General features: G+C 44.9%; 20 protein-coding genes, 1 pseudogene and 1 other annotated feature. Of the genes and pseudogenes, 9 read left to right on the top strand and 12 right to left on the bottom strand.

Translation table 11 applies throughout. From position 1 onward, the window contains the following. Window positions 1-3 precede the first annotated feature (3 nt). Complete coding sequence (locus A7Z06_RS07780; RefSeq protein ID WP_000754742.1) at window positions 4-828, bottom strand: SDR family oxidoreductase; 825 nt, start codon at window positions 826-828, stop codon at window positions 4-6. Between the two features lie 426 nt (window positions 829-1254). On the opposite strand from A7Z06_RS07780, the gene hisL reads away from it, so the two are divergent. The 9 genes from hisL to hisIE all read left to right on the top strand — a co-directional run bounded on the left by hisL (window position 1255) and on the right by hisIE (window position 8484). Beyond that, window positions 1255-1305, top strand: coding sequence for a his operon leader peptide (hisL, locus tag A7Z06_RS07785; protein ID WP_001364200.1), 51 nt, complete (start codon window positions 1255-1257; stop codon window positions 1303-1305). Then, window positions 1281-1404, top strand: a sequence feature (His leader region). Its footprint overlaps the gene before it by 25 nt. Window positions 1405-1450: 46 nt before the next feature. Then, window positions 1451-2350 carry an ATP phosphoribosyltransferase gene (gene hisG / locus A7Z06_RS07795; protein ID WP_000131781.1) on the top strand — a complete coding sequence of 300 codons (900 nt, stop codon included), beginning with the start codon at window positions 1451-1453 and terminating at the stop codon, window positions 2348-2350. Between the two features lie 5 nt (window positions 2351-2355). Further along, complete coding sequence (gene hisD / locus A7Z06_RS07800; RefSeq protein WP_000009583.1) at window positions 2356-3660, top strand: histidinol dehydrogenase; 1305 nt, start codon at window positions 2356-2358, stop codon at window positions 3658-3660. Beyond that, a complete protein-coding gene (gene hisC, locus A7Z06_RS07805) occupies window positions 3657-4727 on the top strand; it encodes a histidinol-phosphate transaminase (RefSeq protein WP_000108975.1) in 1071 nt (356 codons plus the stop codon). The genes hisD and hisC overlap by 4 nt, the downstream gene beginning before the upstream one ends. Next, the gene (gene hisB, locus A7Z06_RS07810; RefSeq protein ID WP_000080099.1) at window positions 4727-5794 is read left to right on the top strand and encodes a bifunctional histidinol-phosphatase/imidazoleglycerol-phosphate dehydratase HisB; all 1068 of its coding nucleotides are present in this window, start codon (window positions 4727-4729) and stop codon (window positions 5792-5794) included. The genes hisC and hisB overlap by 1 nt, the downstream gene beginning before the upstream one ends. Beyond that, a complete protein-coding gene (gene hisH / locus A7Z06_RS07815; RefSeq protein WP_001103560.1) occupies window positions 5794-6384 on the top strand; it encodes an imidazole glycerol phosphate synthase subunit HisH in 591 nt (196 codons plus the stop codon). The genes hisB and hisH overlap by 1 nt, the downstream gene beginning before the upstream one ends. Continuing rightward, entirely contained in the window at window positions 6384-7121 is a 738-nt protein-coding gene (gene hisA / locus A7Z06_RS07820) for a 1-(5-phosphoribosyl)-5-[(5-phosphoribosylamino)methylideneamino]imidazole-4-carboxamide isomerase (RefSeq protein WP_000586476.1), read from the top strand. The genes hisH and hisA overlap by 1 nt, the downstream gene beginning before the upstream one ends. Beyond that, the gene (hisF, locus tag A7Z06_RS07825) at window positions 7103-7879 is read left to right on the top strand and encodes an imidazole glycerol phosphate synthase subunit HisF (RefSeq protein ID WP_000880156.1); all 777 of its coding nucleotides are present in this window, start codon (window positions 7103-7105) and stop codon (window positions 7877-7879) included. The genes hisA and hisF overlap by 19 nt, the downstream gene beginning before the upstream one ends. After that, entirely contained in the window at window positions 7873-8484 is a 612-nt protein-coding gene (hisIE, locus tag A7Z06_RS07830) for a bifunctional phosphoribosyl-AMP cyclohydrolase/phosphoribosyl-ATP diphosphatase HisIE (RefSeq protein ID WP_000954890.1), read from the top strand. Before hisF ends, hisIE begins: the two co-directional genes overlap by 7 nt. A gap of 96 nt (window positions 8485-8580) precedes the next feature. Here the strand turns inward: hisIE and wzzB are convergent, their stop codons facing one another. The 11 genes and pseudogenes from wzzB to A7Z06_RS22020 all read right to left on the bottom strand — a co-directional run. Further along, window positions 8581-9558 carry an LPS O-antigen chain length determinant protein WzzB gene (wzzB, locus tag A7Z06_RS07840; protein ID WP_024165188.1) on the bottom strand — a complete coding sequence of 326 codons (978 nt, stop codon included), beginning with the start codon at window positions 9556-9558 and terminating at the stop codon, window positions 8581-8583. 145 nt (window positions 9559-9703) lie between these two features. After that, window positions 9704-10870 (bottom strand): UDP-glucose 6-dehydrogenase, encoded by a 1167-nt coding sequence (ugd, locus tag A7Z06_RS07845; RefSeq protein WP_000704838.1) that lies wholly within the window; start codon window positions 10868-10870, stop codon window positions 9704-9706. A 245-nt stretch (window positions 10871-11115) separates the two neighbouring features. After that, window positions 11116-12522 (bottom strand): NADP-dependent phosphogluconate dehydrogenase, encoded by a 1407-nt coding sequence (gndA, locus tag A7Z06_RS07850; RefSeq protein WP_105279385.1) that lies wholly within the window; start codon window positions 12520-12522, stop codon window positions 11116-11118. Between the two features lie 187 nt (window positions 12523-12709). After that, window positions 12710-14134 carry a phosphomannomutase gene (locus A7Z06_RS07855; protein WP_000930628.1) on the bottom strand — a complete coding sequence of 475 codons (1425 nt, stop codon included), beginning with the start codon at window positions 14132-14134 and terminating at the stop codon, window positions 12710-12712. 5 nt (window positions 14135-14139) lie between these two features. After that, the gene (locus tag A7Z06_RS07860; protein WP_001222850.1) at window positions 14140-14886 is read right to left on the bottom strand and encodes a glycosyltransferase family 2 protein; all 747 of its coding nucleotides are present in this window, start codon (window positions 14884-14886) and stop codon (window positions 14140-14142) included. After that, entirely contained in the window at window positions 14886-16292 is a 1407-nt protein-coding gene (locus A7Z06_RS07865; RefSeq protein WP_000926415.1) for a mannose-1-phosphate guanylyltransferase/mannose-6-phosphate isomerase, read from the bottom strand. Before A7Z06_RS07865 ends, A7Z06_RS07860 begins: the two co-directional genes overlap by 1 nt. Before the next feature lie 5 nt (window positions 16293-16297). Next, complete coding sequence (locus tag A7Z06_RS07870) at window positions 16298-16759, bottom strand: GDP-mannose mannosyl hydrolase (RefSeq protein ID WP_000166825.1); 462 nt, start codon at window positions 16757-16759, stop codon at window positions 16298-16300. Between the two features lie 2 nt (window positions 16760-16761). Then, entirely contained in the window at window positions 16762-17727 is a 966-nt protein-coding gene (gene fcl / locus A7Z06_RS07875; RefSeq protein WP_010347078.1) for a GDP-L-fucose synthase, read from the bottom strand. Between the two features lie 3 nt (window positions 17728-17730). Continuing rightward, window positions 17731-18855: a GDP-mannose 4,6-dehydratase gene (gene gmd / locus A7Z06_RS07880; RefSeq protein ID WP_024165189.1), complete on the bottom strand. Its 1125-nt coding sequence runs from the start codon at window positions 18853-18855 to the stop codon at window positions 17731-17733. Window positions 18856-18873: 18 nt separating this feature from the next. Then, window positions 18874-19899 (bottom strand): glycosyltransferase family 4 protein, encoded by a 1026-nt coding sequence (locus A7Z06_RS07885; protein WP_000256236.1) that lies wholly within the window; start codon window positions 19897-19899, stop codon window positions 18874-18876. Beyond that, a pseudogene (locus A7Z06_RS22020) lies at window positions 19899-21035 on the bottom strand (O-antigen polymerase); the annotation flags it as partial. The pseudogene A7Z06_RS22020 and the gene A7Z06_RS07885, both read right to left, overlap by 1 nt.

A 21035-nucleotide genomic window follows, 5' to 3' on the forward strand; every position in this document is an offset into this window, starting at 1 on the left:
CGTTTACTCCAGCGGCATTACCAGCGGATCGGGATACTGGTATTCAAATCCCAGTTCATTGCAAATCCGACTGCCATCAATAATTTTACCCTTACCGCTGTCCAGACTGTTTCTGAACTGCGGGGGTTCCAGCCCCAGTAAACGAGCCATCTGTGGGTAGAAAACATTGCGCGCAGGGTGAGCTGGCGCACATATATTATAGATGTGTCCGCCTTTAGGTGCCTGTAACAACAGGGTGATAGCGCCAATAACATCTTCCTGGTGGACTAAATTAACACCGTGTTCACCGTCAGGCGCGGTTTTTCCGGCAAAGAAGCGTCCGGGATGGCGCCCTGGTCCGACCAGCCCCGCAAGACGCAGAATATCGACCGAAGTACCGGGTAAATTGTGCAGCCAGTCTTCGAGTTCTTCTAATACTCGTCCACTGTTGGTCACCGGATTACGCGGGGTAGTTTCTTTCACAGTGCCTTGTGCATCGCCATAGACAGACGTTGAGCTGGTAAAAATAATGCGAGGAATACGATGAGCCAGCGCGCTATCCACCAGCTCTTGCACAGCTTGTAAATAGAACTCATCGCCGGGGCCACTGCGACGTGCAGGAAGCGTAATGACCAGCGCATCGGCATCCATCAGGGCATCCAGATCGTCAGAATCACAAACTAACTCAGGCTCCATGCGAAGCAGATAGCTATCAATCCCGCTCATTCGGGCCGCTTCGACGCCATCTTGTGTGGTTTTACTCCCGGTGACCTGCCAGCCTCGCGCTGAAAGTGACATCGCCAGCGGCATACCTAACCACCCTAACCCGACAATTGCGACCTTTTTCATCCGTTTTCTCCTGATACACCTTAGATCTATAAGGCTACGCTAGCGTATCAAAACTGACAATTCATTCTATGAATGAAATCGAAACTGTTAGCAAATATACAATTGCCTGATGCGCTCCGCTTATCAGTCCTACAAAAACATCAATATATTGAATTTAGGCAACATTTGTAGACCAGATAAGGCATTCACGCCGCATCCGGCAGGAACAAAGCCCACTTTAGTTACAGAACACAATGTTCTTGAGGGTTTTAAAGACATATTTTCACGATTACTTTTTTAACGTAGCCACTCCTGACCCCCTCCTTTCCCCGCTCATTCATTAAGCAAATCCATCGCCATAAAATATATAAAAAAGCCCTTGCTTTCTAACGTGAAAGTGGTTTAGGTTAAAAGGCATCAGTTGAATAAACATTCACAGAGAATTTTATGACACGCGTTCAATTTAAACACCACCATCATCACCATCATCCTGACTAGTCTTTCAGGCGATGTGTGCTGGAAGACATTCAGATCTTCCAGTGGTGCATGAACGCATGAGAAAGCCCCCGGAAGATCGCCTTCCGGGGGCTTTTTTATTGCGTGGTTGATACCGATTCAGACAGGTTTAAAGAGGAAGAAGAAAATGACAGACAACACTCGTTTACGCATAGCTATGCAGAAATCCGGCCGTTTAAGTGATGACTCGCGCGAATTACTGGCGCGCTGTGGCATTAAAATTAATCTTCACACCCAGCGCCTGATCGCAATGGCTGAAAACATGCCGATTGATATTCTGCGCGTGCGTGACGACGACATTCCCGGTCTGGTAATGGACGGCGTAGTAGACCTTGGGATTATCGGCGAAAACGTGCTGGAAGAAGAACTGCTTAACCGCCGCGCCCAGGGTGAAGATCCGCGCTACTTTACCCTGCGTCGTCTGGATTTCGGCGGCTGCCGCCTTTCGCTGGCAACGCCGGTTGATGAAGCCTGGGACGGCCCGCTCTCCTTAAACGGTAAACGTATTGCCACCTCTTATCCTCACCTGCTCAAACGTTATCTCGACCAGAAAGGTATCTCTTTTAAATCCTGCTTACTGAACGGTTCTGTCGAAGTCGCCCCGCGCGCCGGACTGGCGGATGCGATTTGCGATCTGGTTTCCACCGGTGCCACGCTGGAAGCCAACGGCCTGCGCGAAGTCGAAGTTATCTACCGCTCGAAAGCCTGCCTGATCCAGCGCGATGGCGAAATGGAAGAATCCAAACAGCAACTGATCGACAAACTGCTAACCCGTATTCAGGGCGTGATCCAGGCGCGCGAATCGAAATACATCATGATGCACGCACCGACCGAACGTCTGGATGACGTCATCGCCCTGCTACCTGGCGCAGAACGCCCGACTATTCTGCCGCTGGCGGGTGACCAACAGCGCGTAGCAATGCACATGGTTAGTAGCGAAACCCTGTTCTGGGAAACCATGGAAAAACTGAAGGAACTGGGCGCCAGCTCGATTCTGGTTCTGCCAATTGAGAAGATGATGGAGTAATAGCCATGAGCTTTAACACAATCATTGACTGGAATAGCTGTACTGCGGAGCAAAAACGCCAACTGTTAATGCGCCCGGCGATCTCCGCCTCTGAAAGCATCACCCGTACCGTCCGTGAAATTTTAGATAACGTGAAAACTCGCGGCGATGACGCCTTACGGGAATACAGCGCGAAGTTTGATAAAACCACGGTTACCGCGCTGAAAGTAACTACTGAGGAAATTGCCGCAGCCTGCGAACGCCTGAGCGACGACCTGAAACAGGCGATGGCTGTGGCAGTAAAGAATATTGAAACCTTCCACACTGCGCAAAAACTGCCTCCGGTAGATGTCGAGACTCAACCAGGCGTGCGTTGCCAGCAGGTCACGCGCCCGGTGGCTTCGGTTGGTTTGTATATTCCTGGCGGCTCCGCCCCGCTTTTCTCAACCGTATTAATGCTGGCGACTCCGGCGCGTATTGCGGGTTGCAATAAAGTCGTGCTGTGCTCACCGCCGCCGATTGCCGATGAGATCCTCTACGCAGCGCAGCTGTGCGGCGTACAAGAAGTGTTTAACGTCGGTGGCGCGCAGGCCATTGCCGCACTGGCGTTTGGTACTGAATCCGTGCCAAAAGTGGACAAAATCTTCGGGCCGGGTAACGCCTTTGTCACCGAAGCAAAACGTCAGGTTAGCCAGCGTCTGGACGGTGCGGCGATCGATATGCCCGCAGGCCCGTCGGAAGTGCTGGTCATTGCCGACAGCGGCGCAACACCGGATTTTGTCGCTTCTGATTTACTCTCCCAGGCAGAACACGGCCCGGATTCACAGGTGATTTTGCTGACGCCCGATGCTGATATGGCGCGTCGCGTTGCCGAAGCCGTCGAACGTCAGTTGGCAGAACTGCCGCGTGCCGAAACCGCACGTCAGGCACTGAGCGCCAGTCGCCTGATCGTGACCAACGATTTAGCGCAGTGCATAGAGATCTCCAACCAGTACGGCCCGGAGCACCTGATCATTCAGACCCGCAACGCCCGTGAACTGGTCGATAGCATCACCAGTGCCGGTTCGGTATTTCTTGGTGACTGGTCACCGGAATCGGCGGGCGACTACGCCTCCGGCACCAATCACGTGCTGCCGACTTACGGTTATACCGCCACCTGTTCCAGCCTCGGCCTGGCGGATTTCCAGAAGCGTATGACCGTGCAAGAACTGTCAAAAGAAGGGTTTTCCGCGCTAGCTTCGACCATTGAAACGCTGGCCGCCGCCGAGCGCCTGACCGCCCACAAAAATGCCGTTACTTTGCGTGTTAACGCCCTTAAGGAGCAAGCATGAGCACCGTGACTATTACCGATTTAGCGCGTGAAAACGTTCGCAACCTGACGCCGTATCAGTCGGCGCGTCGTCTGGGTGGTAACGGCGATGTCTGGCTGAACGCCAACGAATATCCCACAGCCGTCGAGTTTCAGCTAACACAGCAAACGCTCAACCGCTACCCGGAATGTCAGCCGAAAGCGGTCATTGAAAATTATGCGCAGTATGCAGGTGTGAAACCGGAACAGGTGCTGGTCAGCCGTGGCGCGGACGAAGGTATTGAACTGCTGATTCGCGCTTTTTGTGAACCAGGGAAAGACGCCATTCTCTATTGCCCGCCAACTTACGGCATGTACAGCGTCAGCGCCGAAACCATTGGCGTCGAGTGCCGCACGGTGCCGACGCTGGAAAACTGGCAACTGGACTTGCAGGGGATTTCCGACAAGCTGGACGGCGTGAAAGTGGTCTACGTTTGCAGCCCCAACAACCCAACCGGGCAACTGATCAACCCGCAGGATTTTCGCACGTTGCTGGAGTTAACTCGCGGTAAAGCCATTGTGGTCGCCGATGAAGCTTATATTGAATTTTGCCCACAGGCATCGCTGGCGGGCTGGCTGGCGGAATATCCGCACCTGGCTATTTTGCGCACCCTTTCGAAAGCCTTCGCTCTGGCGGGTCTTCGTTGCGGGTTTACGCTGGCAAATGAAGAAGTCATCAACCTGTTAATGAAAGTGATCGCCCCCTACCCGCTCTCGACGCCGGTTGCCGACATTGCCACACAGGCGTTAAGCCAGAAGGGAATCATCGCCATGCGCGAACGGGTGGCGCAAATTATTGCAGAACGCGAATACCTGATTGCCGCACTGAAAGAAATCCCCTGCGTGGAGCAGGTTTTCGACTCCGAAACCAACTACATTCTGGCGCGCTTTAAAGCCTCCAGCGCGGTGTTTAAATCTTTGTGGGATCAGGGCATTATCTTACGTGATCAGAATAAACAACCCTCTTTAAGCGGCTGCCTGCGAATTACCGTCGGAACCCGTGAAGAAAGCCAGCGCGTCATTGACGCCTTACGTGCGGAGCAAGTTTGATGAGTCAGAAGTATCTTTTTATCGATCGCGATGGAACCCTGATTAGCGAGCCGCCGAGTGATTTTCAGGTGGACCGTTTTGACAAACTCGCCTTTGAACCAGGCGTGATCCCGGAACTGCTGAAGCTGCAAAAAGCGGGCTATAAACTGGTGATGATTACCAACCAGGATGGTCTGGGGACGCAAAGTTTCCCGCAGGCGGATTTCGATGGCCCGCACAACCTGATGATGCAGATCTTCACCTCACAAGGCGTTCAGTTTGATGAAGTGCTGATTTGTCCACACCTGCCCGCAGATGAGTGCGACTGCCGTAAACCGAAAGTAAAACTGGTGGAGCGTTACCTGGCTGAACAAGCAATGGATCGTGCCAACAGTTATGTGATTGGCGATCGCGCGACCGATATTCAACTCGCAGAAAACATGGGCATTAATGGTTTACGCTACAACCGCGAAACCCTGAACTGGCCGATGATTGGCGAGCAACTCACCAAACGTGATCGTTACGCTCACGTGGTACGCAACACCAAAGAGACGCAGATTGACGTTCAGGTGTGGCTGGATCGCGAAGGCGGCAGCAAAATTAACACCGGCGTTGGCTTCTTTGATCACATGCTGGATCAGATCGCCACCCACGGCGGCTTCCGTATGGAAATCAACGTCAAAGGCGACCTCTATATTGACGATCACCACACCGTCGAAGATACCGGCCTGGCGCTGGGCGAAGCGTTAAAAATCGCCCTCGGCGACAAACGCGGTATTTGCCGCTTCGGTTTTGTGCTGCCGATGGACGAATGCCTTGCCCGCTGCGCGCTGGATATCTCTGGTCGCCCGCACCTGGAATATAAAGCCGAATTTACCTACCAGCGCGTGGGCGATCTCAGCACTGAAATGATCGAGCACTTCTTCCGTTCGCTCTCTTACACCATGGGCGTGACCCTGCACCTGAAAACCAAAGGTAAAAACGATCATCACCGTGTAGAGAGCTTGTTCAAAGCCTTTGGTCGCACCCTGCGCCAGGCCATCCGCGTGGAAGGCGACACCTTACCCTCGTCGAAAGGAGTGTTGTAATGAACGTGGTGATCCTTGATACCGGCTGCGCCAACCTGAACTCGGTGAAGTCTGCTATTGCGCGTCACGGCTATGAACCGAAAGTCAGCCGTGATCCGGACGTAGTGTTGCTGGCCGATAAACTGTTTTTACCCGGCGTCGGCACAGCACAAGCGGCGATGGATCAGGTGCGTGAGCGTGAACTGTTTGATCTCATCAAAGCCTGTACTCAACCGGTGCTGGGCATCTGCTTAGGGATGCAACTGCTGGGACGACGTAGCGAAGAGAGCAACGGCGTCGATTTGCTGGGCATCATCGACGAGGATGTGCCGAAAATGACCGACTTTGGTCTGCCGCTGCCGCATATGGGCTGGAATCGCGTTTACCCGCAGGCGGGCAACCGTCTGTTTCAGGGAATTGAAGACGGCGCTTACTTTTACTTTGTTCACAGCTACGCGATGCCGGTCAATCCGTGGACCATCGCCCAATGTAATTACGGCGAACCGTTCACCGCTGCGGTGCAAAAAGATAACTTCTACGGCGTGCAGTTCCACCCGGAGCGTTCTGGTGCCGCTGGCGCTAAGTTGCTGAAAAACTTCCTGGAGATGTAATGATTATTCCGGCATTAGATTTAATCGACGGCACCGTGGTGCGTCTCCATCAGGGCGATTACGGCAAGCAGCGTGATTACGGTAACGACCCGCTGCCACGCTTACAGGATTACGCCGCGCAGGGTGCCGAAGTGCTGCATCTGGTGGATCTGACCGGGGCAAAAAATCCGGCTAAACGCCAAATCCCCCTGATTAAAACGCTGGTCGCGGGCGTTAACGTTCCGGTGCAGGTTGGCGGCGGCGTGCGTAGCGAAGAAGACGTGGCAGCATTACTGGACGCAGGCGTTGCCCGCGTGGTCGTCGGCTCCACTGCGGTAAAATCACCTGACGTGGTGAAAGGATGGTTTGAACGCTTCGGTGCCGATGCGCTGGTGCTGGCGCTGGATGTACGCATTGACGAGCAAGGCAACAAACAGGTGGCAGTGAGCGGCTGGCAAGAAAACTCGGGCGTTTCACTGGAACAACTGGTGGAAACTTATCTACCTGTCGGCCTGAAACATGTACTGTGTACCGATATCTCGCGCGACGGCACGCTGACAGGTTCTAACGTCTCTTTATATGAAGAAGTGTGCGCCAGATATCCGCAGGTGGCATTTCAGTCCTCCGGCGGCATTGGCGGCATTGATGATGTCGCTGCCCTGCGTGGTACTGGCGTGCGCGGCGTAATAGTTGGTCGTGCATTGCTGGAAGGTAAATTCACCGTGAAGGAGGCCATCGCATGCTGGCAAAACGCATAATTCCGTGTCTCGACGTTCGTGATGGTCAGGTGGTGAAAGGCGTACAGTTTCGCAACCATGAAATCATTGGCGATATTGTACCGCTGGCAAAACGCTATGCCGAAGAAGGCGCTGACGAACTGGTGTTCTATGATATCACCGCTTCCAGCGATGGACGGGTGGTAGATAAAAGCTGGGTATCTCGCGTGGCAGAAGTGATCGATATTCCGTTCTGCGTGGCGGGTGGGATTAAGTCTCTGGATGACGCCGCGAAAATTCTTTCCTTTGGCGCTGATAAAATCTCCATCAACTCCCCTGCGCTGGCAGATCCGACATTGATCACCCGTCTGGCCGATCGCTTTGGCGTGCAGTGTATTGTGGTAGGCATTGATACCTGGTACGACGCCGAAACCGGTAAATATCATGTGAATCAATATACCGGCGATGAAAGCCGCACCCGCGTCACTCAGTGGGAAACACTCGACTGGGTACAGGAAGTGCAAAAACGCGGTGCCGGAGAAATCGTTCTTAATATGATGAATCAGGATGGCGTGCGTAACGGTTACGATCTCGAGCAGCTGAAAAAAGTGCGTGAAGTTTGCCACGTCCCGCTGATTGCCTCCGGTGGCGCGGGCACTATGGAACACTTCCTCGAAGCCTTCCGCGATGCCGACGTTGACGGCGCGCTGGCTGCTTCCGTATTCCACAAACAAATAATCAATATTGGTGAATTAAAAGCGTACCTGGCAACACAGGGCGTGGAGATCAGGATATGTTAACAGAACAACAACGTCGCGAACTGGACTGGGAAAAAACCGACGGACTGATGCCGGTGATTGTGCAACACGCGGTATCCGGCGAAGTGTTAATGCTGGGCTACATGAACCCGGAAGCCCTGGATAAAACCATAGAGAGCGGCAAAGTCACGTTCTTCTCACGCACTAAACAGCGACTGTGGACCAAAGGCGAAACGTCAGGCAATTTCCTCAACGTAGTGAGCATTGCGCCGGACTGCGACAACGACACACTACTGGTGCTGGCGAATCCCATCGGCCCAACCTGCCACAAAGGCACCAACAGCTGCTTCGGCGACACCGCTCACCAGTGGCTGTTCCTGTATCAACTGGAACAACTGCTCGCCGAGCGCAAATCTGCCGATCCGGAAACCTCCTACACTGCCAAACTGTATGCCAGTGGCACCAAGCGTATCGCACAGAAAGTGGGTGAAGAAGGCGTGGAAACTGCGCTGGCCGCGACGGTACATGACCGCTTTGAACTGACCAACGAAGCATCTGATTTGATGTATCACCTGCTGGTGCTGTTGCAGGATCAGGATCTGGATTTAACGACGGTGATTGAGAACCTGCGCAAACGACATCAGTGAGTTGCAGGCTGACTGGATGTGATGTTGTTGTCACATCGGCAACAAAAAACGGGCACGGTGTCACCACCCTGCCCGTATTCTTTAAAGCTAAAAAGATTATTTCGCGTTGTAATTGCGCAGCGCATTACGCCCAAGCACAATCCCCGCGCCAACCATACCACCCAGCAGCACAGCCAGAATCAAGGTGATGGCCTTTTTCGGGCTATCGCGACGAATTGGCAGTGTGGGTTTCATAACGTAACGGTAGGCATGAATATCAAGATCATCAACCTTCAGACTTTCGATATCTAGCAGGTTTTGACGAGTCTGATAGTAGCCAGGCGAGAAAACCAGCGGACGGGTCGCTTCATGCTTGATCATCGACTCCAGCGCATCACTTCCCAGAAGGAACAACGTATCCTGCGTTACGTCTTCGGTCTGTTGAATTTGCGGCTTTGCCAACTGCGCCTGATTCGCATATTGCAACGCTTCCTGAATCTGGCGGATACGCAGATCTTTTTGCTCCTGCGCCACCACTTCCTGCGTTTTCAAAGAGTCTTTCAGGTTTTTCATACCCAAAGCAATATTATCTTTCAGGTCCTTTTCCAGCTCTTTATTCACCTGGTCATCAACCTGTTGAATATATTCAGCCAGCTTCTTCTGTGCGTCCGCCGCAGTCTGCCCGACATAAGAAACAGCTAACGGTAACGGCTGGTTTTTAACAGAAGGCTCAATGGTCAGTTTTTCTGGTTCTTCCTGATTATCCAGCGTTTCAGCTAATGCAGAGAAGGCAGAACTGAAGCGACCAATTAACGCCTCCTGTAAATCCGACACTTTCGGTGCAGCCGGACCATAGATAACATTCATGGCATTGTTATAACCAGCAATTTGCCCCACATCTGGCTGAGTAATAATGGCTGTCGACGTCCATTTCTCTTTCGCTACCGCCAGATATCCGATAGCCAGAGCGATTGCCACAATAACAGTGATGAAGATGGTCACCTTCCCACGCCACAACTGCATCAGTAAATCAATTAAATCAATCTGTTCCGGGTCATGGTTATGCCCAGGAATATTATTATTTTCAACTCTCATCATTACCCTAACAGACGGAAAATTTCAGGTCGCCATAGTTTAGCGATAATTTGCATGAATGCTATAGGAGTAACAATAAAAATACTGAATTAATCCACAAACATTAAATGACGTGCGTACAGAAAACCATCATGATAACAATAGGTTAGTCACTACCGAAAAGATCACGGGTATAGACCTTATTTGCTACATCCTTAAGCTCTTCAGACATACGATTAGAAATGATGACATCAGCCTGTTGCTTAAACGTTGTGAGGTCACGTTCCAGTCGCGAGTTGAAGAACGATTCTTCCTTCATCACTGGTTCATAAATGATAACTTCAACACCCTTAGCTTTGATCCGCTTCATAATCCCCTGAATGGACGAAGCGCGGAAGTTATCCGAACCACTCTTCATAATCAGACGATATATTCCAACTACTTTAGGTTTGCGCGACAAGATAGCATCAGCGATGAAGTCTTTCCGGGTACGATTAGCCTCAACGATGGCGGAGATAATATTATTGGGAACAGACTGATAGTTTGCCAACAGCTGCTTAGTATCTTTCGGTAGACAGTAGCCACCGTAACCAAATGATGGATTGTTGTAGTGGTTGCCGATGCGCGGATCAAGACAAACGCCTTCAATAATTTGACGGGTGTTCAATCCTAAACTTTCTGCATAACTATCCAGTTCGTTAAAGTACGCCACACGCATCGCGAGATAGGTATTAGCAAAAAGTTTAATTGCTTCAGCTTCTGTTGAATCAGTAAACAGGGTCGGAATATTTTGTTTGATTGCCCCTTCTTGTAATAACGCGGCAAAACGCTCTGCACGTTCAGAACGTTCGCCGATCACGATACGAGAAGGATGAAGATTATCGTAAAGGGCTTTACCTTCGCGAAGGAATTCGGGGGAGAAAATAATATTTTCGGTGTGGTATTTCTTATGCATAGCGGCGGTAAAACCTACCGGAACCGTGGATTTGATAACCATTACCGCCTGGGGATTTATCTCTGTTACATCTTTAATTACTGATTCTACGCTGGATGTATTGAAATAATTAGTTTTAGGATCATAGTCAGTCGGAGTTGCGATAATCACATAATCTGTATTCCGGTAGGCTTCATTTTTATCTAAAGTGGCATTAAAGCATATTTTATCTGATTGCAAATACTGCTGAATCTCCTTGTCAACAATAGGAGATATCCTATCATTCAGCATTGCGACGCGTGCTGGTAAAATATCTAATGCTACAACCTCATGATTTTGTGCGATTAAAAGCCCATTTGAAAGGCCTACATAACCAGTACCGGAAATGGTGATTTTCATTTCATGCTCTCAGAATTAACTTAACTATGAATCATGATGTTTTTAGCATCCTGATAAGAGTTAAAAGTTTTAACGCTACGATGATGACTGGTCAACGCAACGAAAAACAATTCAGATTTTCTTTATAAGGATAGCTAATATTTATTAAGTTAATATTAAGCAATGAAATTTAGTCTATAAGATTTATGGCAAAAAAAAGCCCAGCGATAAATGCCGGGCCTTAGTTTATTACTGATTAAATCAGATTAATCCAACCATTCGGTGTGGAATACACCTTCTTTATCAATGCGTTTATAAGTATGCGCACCGAAATAGTCACGCTGTGCCTGGATCAGATTCGCAGGCAGTACCGCAGCACGGTAGCTGTCGTAATAGGCAACCGCAGCGGCGAAGGTCGGAACCGGGATACCGTTCTGTACCGCATAGGCTACTACATCACGCAGAGCTTGCTGGTAATCGTCGGCGATTTTCTTGAAGTACGGCGCTAACAGCAAGTTAGCGATCTTCGGATTTTCAGCGTAAGCATCAGTGATTTTCTGCAGGAACTGAGCGCGGATGATACAGCCAGCACGGAAGATCTTCGCGATTTCACCATAGTTCAGATCCCAGTTGTACTCTTCAGACGCGGCACGTAGCTGTGAGAAGCCCTGAGCGTAAGAAACAATCTTACCCAGATAAAGCGCACGACGAACTTTCTCAATGAATTCAGCTTTGTCGCCTGCAGGTTGTGCTTGCGGGCCGGACAGTACTTTAGACGCCGCAACACGCTGCTCTTTGAGAGAAGAGATGTAACGAGCAAACACTGATTCAGTGATCAGTGACAGAGGCTCACCGAGATCCAGTGCGCTCTGGCTGGTCCACTTACCAGTACCTTTGTTAGCTGCCTCATCCAGAATCACATCGACCAGGTAGTTACCGTCTTCATCTTTTTTAGTGAAGATATCTTTAGTGATGTCGATCAGGTAGCTGCTCAGCTCACCGTTATTCCACTCGGTGAAAGTATGAGCCAGTTCTTCGTTGGAAAGGTTCAGGCCACCTTTCAGCAGAGAATAGGCTTCCGCAATCAGCTGCATATCGCCGTATTCAATACCGTTGTGAACCATTTTTACGTAGTGACCTGCACCATCGGCACCAATATAGGTAACACACGGTTCGCCATCTTCAGCTACGGCAGCAATTTTGGTGAGGATTGGCGCAACCAGTTCATAGGCTTCTTTCTGACCACCAGGCATGATGGAAGGCCCTTTCAGCGCGCCCTCTTCTCCACCGGAAACACCAGTACCGATGAAATTAAAACCTTCTGCGGAAAGCTCACGGTTGCGACGAATGGTGTCCTGGAAGAAAGTATTACCACCATCAATGATGATGTCGCCTTTATCGAGGTATGGTTTCAGGGAATCAATAGCAGCATCCGTGCCTGCACCTGCTTTCACCATTAACAGGATGCGACGAGGCGTTTCAAGAGATTCAACAAACTCTTTCACCGTATAGTAAGGAACCAGTTTTTTGCCTGGATTTTCAGCAATCACTTCTTCCGTCTTCTCACGGGAACGGTTGAAAATAGAGACGGTATAACCACGGCTTTCGATGTTGAGCGCAAGGTTGCGCCCCATCACTGCCATACCGACGACGCCAATCTGTTGCTTTGACATTGTTTACTCCTGTCAGGGGTGGTCACCGCGGGGTTGCGCGGCTTGAAATATGAAACAGATGTTAACTCAAGTTACATATATGTGTGTAGTGCTGTATATCATAGTCATCCCAACAAACTGTTTATATCTGTTGGTTGTTAAGTGTTGAGCATACCCTCGTTTGCATACATTGTTACATAAGATTATGTCAGTTACGTAAAAGAACAATATTACTTAATACTGTATTGACATATGTTTTCGCCTGACTCTCATCATTAGCTTCAGTATAGCAACGAAGCTCAGGCGCATTACCTGATGGGCGAAGATGAATAACAGCACCGTTTGAAAGTGTAAATCTTGCACCATCTGTTTCATCAATATCAATGCAAGTCAGTGTTGAAAATCCCAACTTATTTAAAAAAGCATCGGGCGCTGAAATCGCATCATTAATTATTTTTTTGCTTTCAACGCTTGGGAAATCTTTTACACGATCGGACCAAGTAAAACGCTGAGGAAGACTTTCAACTAATGTTGATATTTTACCTTTACTGGCTGTCGTTAATAACATTAATACAGGTAATATCGCGTCGCGGGTTGGTAACGCCTTTAACGTTTTTCCATTAATCAACAGGTCTGATGCCAGAAGAAAACCACCATTGGCCTCAAAACCAGCAATAGCGTCGTATCGATTCTTAAGTTCTTCAAACGCAGCAATAACATACGGGGAACCGATTTTTGTACGTTGAATACATGTGAATTTGTTTGATAGCTCAACTGCGGTATTACAACTGACTGGAATCGCTAATGCCTGAATTTTTAAAGCATCAGCAGTTAGAAGTCCCAGGATATCACCTCTTAACCACTCACCTTTTTCATCTGCTACAAGCGGTCGGTCACCATCTCCATCGGTGGAGAAGATAGCGTCCAGCTTAAATTTCTCCGACCATTCACGCGCTCTTACTCGATCTTCCTCACTAACTGCCTCTGTATCAATGGGAACAAATTCATCACTTCTGCCCAAAGATACGACTTCAGCACCTAATTGACTAAATAATGGGGCATATAAATCCCTACCGGCACTAGAGTGTTCGTAAATACCGATTTTTTTGCCTTTTAGAATATTTTCATCAAATAATGACACATATCGTGCTATGTATGAATTAGCACCTTGAGAACTAGTTTCCAAATGAGGTAATGCAGTTACAGGAGAAAACGTATATTGACTATTTGCTATCGCAACTTCATCTTCTTTTGTAATTTCCCCATCTGGTCGATAGAATTTCAATCCATTGCGATCAAATGGGATATGACTTCCGGTAACCATAATGCATGGTATGCCTTTCTGCATCGAATAATATGCCAACGCTGGTGTAGGAATGACACCATGATATTCAACGTTGAACCCATGTTGTTTTATTGCATATGCGCATGCCTGTGCAATTTTATAACTACTGGGACGGTTATCGATTGCTAAGGCTACCGTATTAAAGTTAGATTTATTTTGTACAACTGAAAGGAAAGCATGGGTGAACGCAGCGCATACATCATGGGTAAAATCAACGACTAAACCGCGCGCACCACTAGTGCCGAAAGCAATGTTGCTTTGATCAATAACTTTATTAGCATTTAACATGATGATTACTTTTTAATAAATTGAGGGAGTTTTGAAAGATTTTTATACGCTAAGGCTAATGGCCAGATAATACCATTATTCCTCATAACACGAATATCTTCCATTGACTTATTAACCATTGAAGATATTGAGCGATTGCTAATTCCGCCAACACGCATCTTCACTAATACTTTAGGTAAATAAGCTACCGAAACTCGTTGTTTTAGAATATAACGCAATAATGAGTCATAATCAGCAGAAATCCGATAATCTAATGAAAAATCACCAAATTTATTATAACATTCACGTTTCATATAAAATGATGGATGAGGTGGCATCCAACCTAATTTCATTCTCACACGGCTAAACGTGCCACTTTTCCATAATCTAATACGTTTAGCCGTATCATTCTGAGAAACGTATTCCAGATCACCATAAACAGCATCACACCCCGAATTTTCAAATGTTTTTGCTATATCTGCAATAACATCATCATAAGCAAGTAAGTCATCAGAATGTAAAAATCCAATAACATCACCAGTAGCTACCTGAATACCTTTATTCAGCGCATCGTAAATACCTTTATCTGGCTCGCAAATGATTTTTGAAACTCTTGTACAATTACTTTTAATTAGCTCAATTGTATTATCGTTAGAGGCCCCATCTATAATTATATACTCTATATCTGGATGCGTTTGTTTTTCCAGAGAGAGCAATGTATCAAGCAGAGTTTTTTCACTATTATAGGTTGCTGTAATAATAGAAATCCTCATTAGTATCCAACCCCTGATGAAGAAACTCTTATAACATCATCCTCTTCCAGGTAGACACCGGATCTAACTTCAATTATTTCAAGTGAGATCTTGCCAGGATTTTCAATTGAATGTGGAACGCCAACAGGAATATATGTTGATTCATTTTCTGAAACAAGATAGGTCTTATCCTCAAGATGAACCTTAGCTGTCCCCGATACAACCACCCAATGTTCAGTACGATGATAATGGATCTGTTTAGCCGTAATGTGTCCAGGTAATACAATCACATGCTTTACCTGGAATCGTTCCCCTTCAGCAATAGTATCATGACTACCCCAAGGACGAAAAATTTCCCGATGCTGTAAATATTCTGTTCGATTATTCTTTTTAAGCTGTGCAACTATATTCTTAACTTGCTGAACTTTGTCTTTATGTGCAACCAATACAGCATCTTTCGTTTCAACGACAACCAAATCCTTTATGCCCACTGCACCAATAAGTCTATGCTGCGAATAAAGATAACTATCTGTAGCATCTTCGACCAGTACGTCACCACGAATGGCATTACCGCTTTGATCTTTTGAGCTTATTTCCCATAACGCAGACCATGACCCAACATCACTCCATTGCGCATTTAACGGAACGACGACAGCTTCAGATGTTTTTTCCATAACGGCATAATCAATTGACTCTTCAGGGCAGCAAGAAAAAGAAGAGTTATCCAAGCGGATAAAATCTAAATCTTGTGTCGAGGAAGCTAAGGATTGTTGGCAACTCTCTAAAATATCTGGGCGGAATTTTTTCAGTTCATCAATAAATACAGATGCTCTGAACATAAACATTCCACTATTCCAAAGATAGCCACCATCTGACAAATACCGCTGAGCTAATTCTAGCCCTGGCTTTTCAACAAAAGCTGCAACTTTATAACCTTGCCCACCAAGTGAATCACCTGACTTAATATAACCATATCCTGTCTCTGGAGCAGTTGGAACTATGCCAAAGGTAACCAACTTACCTTGCGTCGCGAAATCCTTAGCAGCCAAAACTGCTGCAATAAAACTTTCTTCATTCTGAATTTCATGGTCAGCTGCAAGAACCAAGAGTATAGGATCCTCTCCAGCTACCGTTGCCTGAAGTGCCGCAAGCGCAACGGCAGGTGCAGTGTTCCGTCCAACAGGCTCAAGCAAAATTCCACTATGCTTTAAACCTACTTTACGCAATTGTTCAGCAACGATAAAACGATGTGATTCATTACAAATAATCAAAGCAGGAGTGTGTTCAACCTTTTCAAGCCGTCGCAAAGTCTCTTGCAACATAGTTAACCGGCTATTTAAGGACAGGAACTGTTTCGGATAAAGTGTACGTGAGAGAGGCCATAATCTGGTCCCAGAACCACCGGCCATGACAACGGGAAGTAGCATATTTATTACCTTGGAATAAAATAATTTTTGGTATACTGATGAACAATAGTGCTATGAAGTAAGGCTTCTACATCAAACCACTTGTAGGAATTATGCTGGGCCGTTGGTAGTCGAATTTGCTGAGGATTAAATTGGGTTTCGTATCCATGCACTATGTAGTGAGTAGAAAAATCGGTCCCAGAAACATTATCATTATAGAAATGTTCATACACCCCAAGAAAATTCGCCTGATCAAGAGTGATTTGGTAGCCTAATTCTTCAAATGTTATCCTTTTAAAAGCTATCTCGAATGACTCATCCTTAAAAATTCGCCCACCAGGTACAAACCAATAATTTTTCGCAGGGCGATTCAGGCGCTGCCCAAGCAGCACCTCACCTTTATCATTTCTAATTATGAGATCAATCGAGATTAGAGGAGTATGCTCAACTATTGTTTTAAATAACTCAAATTCTAATCTCTTAGTCACAATTAGCCTCGGAAAGTATTTTTATTTTCGAGAAACCATTGATATGTCAATGATAAACCTTCATATAAACTATAGCGATATTCCCAACCTAAATTTTTTAAGCGAGTAACGTCCATTAATTTACGTGGTGTACCATCTGGTTTTGTAGCATCAAAAACAATTTTCCCTTGATAACCAACTACAGAGGCCATTGTTTCAGCCATTTCACGTATAGAACAATCAACACCTGTGCCTACATTAATATGGGATAACATTGGCTGTGTATGTTCTTGATAAATTTTGTCTTCAAGCTCCATAACATAAACCGAAGCTGCAGCCATATCATCAACATATAAAAATTCACGCATTGGAGTTCCCGTTCCCCAGACAATAACTTCTGGTGCACCGCTTTCTTTTGCCTCATGGAATCGACGCATGAGGGCAGGAATAACATGCGAATTTTCAGGATGAAAATTATCATTAATACCATACAAATTAGTTGGCATTATGCTCCGATAATCACGCCCATATTGCCGATTGTAAGATTCACATAATTTTATTCCCGCAATTTTTGCGATGGCATACGGCTCATTTGTTGGTTCAAGTATGCCTGTTAAAAGCGCAGATTCTTTCATTGGTTGATCTGCGAACTTAGGATATATACAGCTAGAACCTAAGAATAGTAATTTTTGAATTCCAACTTTATGAGCTGAATGAATAATATTACTCTCTATCATGAGATTCTGATAGATGAATTCTGCCGGAAAAGTATTGTTAGCATAGATCCCACCGACTTTTGCTGCGGCAAGATAAACTTGATCAATACACTCCTCTTCAAAAAAATGTTTAACATCTTTCTGAATCGTCAAATCGAGTTCTTTATGTGTTTTAACAATTAATTCAATATCATTACGTACTGATAATTGTCTACAGATTGCAGAACCCACCATACCTTGATGTCCTGCGACATAAACTCTTTTCTTTATCATGTATTAACGCTCCAGAGAAACCGAAACATCATAGCCATGGCTTTTAAGAAGTGCATGTTGTTTTGCTTTTAACAAATCGCTAGCAACCATTTCCGCGCACATCTCTTCAACTGTAATCTCTGGCTCCCATCCTAATATATTTTTTGCTTTTGCAGGATCACCTAAGAGGGTTTCAACTTCAGCAGGACGGAAATAACGAGGATCAACCCGAACTATAACATCCCCAACATTTACACCAATAGCACAATCGGAAATTTTATTTACTACTGTAGCTATCTCATCCACACCTTCACCAGAGAATTCAAGTTCAAGACCGACTTCTTTAGCTGCCATACGGACAAATTCACGCACAGAAATCTGTTTACCTGTGGCAATGACGAAATCCTCTGGATGATCTTGCTGAAGCATCATCCATTGCATGCGAACATAATCTTTAGCATGTCCCCAGTCACGCAACGAATCTAGATTACCCAAATATAGGCATTGCTCGATCCCCTGTGAAATATTAGCTATTGCACGAGTAATCTTACGAGTGACAAATGTTTCTCCACGGCGTGGCGATTCATGGTTAAAAAGAATTCCATTACACGCATATATGCCATAAGACTCACGGTAGTTAACTGTTATCCAATAAGCATACATTTTCGCTACAGCGTATGGCGAACGCGGATAGAATGGAGTAGTTTCACGTTGAGGAATCTCTTGAACTAAACCAAAAAGTTCTGAAGTAGATGCTTGATAGAAACGTGTTTTTTTCTCCAACCCACAGATTCGTATTGCTTCCAATAATCGTAACGTCCCTATTGCATCTACATCTGCTGTATATTCTGGTGACTCAAATGACACAGCTACATGAGATTGTGCACCAAGGTTATAAATTTCATCTGGTTGAATCTCCTGAATTAAACGGATCAGATTTGAAGTATCGGTTAAATCTCCATAATGTAATATAAAATTAGGCTCATCTACGAATCGGGATTGATAAATATGATCAATTCTATCAGTGTTAAATGACGATGCTCGCCGTTTTATACCATGTACTTCATAACCTTTTTCAATGAGAAATTCGGCAAGATATGAACCATCTTGCCCAGTTACGCCAGTGATAAATGCAACTTTTTTCTTCATTTTAATCATCTTATATTCCTAAATATTTAATTCGTTATAAACATTAATTGTTTCGTTAACACATTTTGACCATGAAAATTTTCGCGCCTGAAGTAAACCTCTATCGACCATATCATTTCTTTTTAAATTAACTAATTCTAAAGCTTCTTTTAAAGTGAACTCATTAATATCATCAATATAAATAGGCGCATCTCCCCCTACTTCTGGCAATGAAGATGTATTCGCACAAATAACTGGACATCCGGCCTGCATAGCTTCTATGACAGGTATTCCAAAGCCCTCATAACTGGAGGGATAAACAAGAGCATATGCAGTATTATATTGTATATTTAAATCTTCATTACTCAAAAAAGAAAAATGTTCATATCTATTTTTCAAATATTTCTCAAGGAGTTCTTTTTCATATTTTTTGAGTGCTCCTCCACCTACTATCGTAAGCTTTAAGTCATGTAACTTTCCCACAGCTTTAACTGCAAGAACAAAATTTTTATAACCTTCTCTAGCACCGACAAATAAGACTGAGTTATTGACTCTTATATCCAATAGGTTGGATAGATGTTTATATGATGAAGATACACCATTATAAATCACTCTAATTTTGTCTTCACTAATTGGGCAGTACTTGAGTAAATCCCTGGCTGTGTTGTTTGAAATACAAATTACGATATCACTATTTTTGATAGCATGATATTTTTGAAGTGTATGAATGAATTTTGACATTCCTCCTCTATATTTTTCATATGTGAAATCATGAACAGTTGTAACATTTTTTACATTTAAATAAGGATTTTTATGTACTCGATAATAACTTGAGTGAAAAACGCCACCTTTAACATCAGAAACATTTTTATATCTTTCTAAAACTCTTGGTGTACGATATTGTAACTTTAAGTTATTTGTATCGAACTCAAACTCTTTATTTTTATACAACAAAATTTCAGCCTGGTAGTTTGACTTCGCCATTCCCTGGATCAACTCATTAAAATATACACTTATTCCACCAAATGATTGGAGGTTATAAATAATTCCATCAATAGTTACCATTATCGCCCCCGTAAGGTAATACGTTCGATTAGAACGAACAATATCATAAAGAAGATTAGTAACAACACATATGCAGGCCCAGTAAAATACGTGCCAAATGAAGGTGAAATAAGAATTAAAGAAAGTAGCAGATACGAAGCAGAGTTTGTCATTACGTTTTTATTGAAAACTTTGAGTTTAGCAAAAATATAGCCATAAAATATATTCATAGGTGTCAGGAATGTTAAAATTACCAACCCTACATATCCATAATCAACAAAATTATCCATCCCCTTTGAAAAGGCTGGAGTATGACCAGATTCCGCAGCACCTGGATAATATATTTCATTTACATGAAGGAAGCCATACACAAATGGTTTCTCTGGAAACAAACTTCTCGGTATATAAGACCAAAATTGACTGAAATAAACTGTACCATTAAATAATTTAACTACGCCTTTATCAAGATCCTGAAGCAAATAAATACTATTTTGATATTGATCAAAATAAGACAACACGACATCAACATTCATATTACCAATAGCTAAAAACAAATTATAAAGAATGGCACATGCTGCCAGAGGCGTAACTAAAATGAGTCCAAATTTTAAAAACTTAGATTGATTGAGGCTTAACACTGCAAGATAAAAAATCGCGAATGAAAGAATAAAAGTTTTTGAGCCTAGAAAAAACACCAAGACACAATATAATATAGCACATATAAATAATTTCATTTCTGAGCGTAAAGCTAACGCTCTAGTAAAATAAGATGCTGAAAGCGTACTTAAAGAAAAAGCATATAAAAATCCATTACCTTCTCGATAGTTTTGATAACCGTCCCTTGGATTCATTAACCATCCGGAAATACCTATTTCTGACTTTGAAGAAAGAAGAACAAATAAAGCGACAAATAGAATTAATGTAATGTTGGATATTCTTTTTAATTTACCTTTTGAAATCACATGGTTGAAGGAAATTTCACTTTTTTTAAATACTGTATTGAACACCAAATAAAAGAAAATTATAGACAAAATACCAGTAAAAGAATAGATATTATATATAAATCAAGCTTCATTATAATATTCATTTAAAGCAAAATCCGCACCATAAAAAAGAGGAGCTAAGATATTTTCTAATAAAAAAACCGGAAATAAAAT

Source organism: Escherichia sp. MOD1-EC6819 (assembly GCF_002965765.1).
In the GTDB taxonomy this organism is placed as follows: domain Bacteria; phylum Pseudomonadota; class Gammaproteobacteria; order Enterobacterales; family Enterobacteriaceae; genus Escherichia; species Escherichia ruysiae.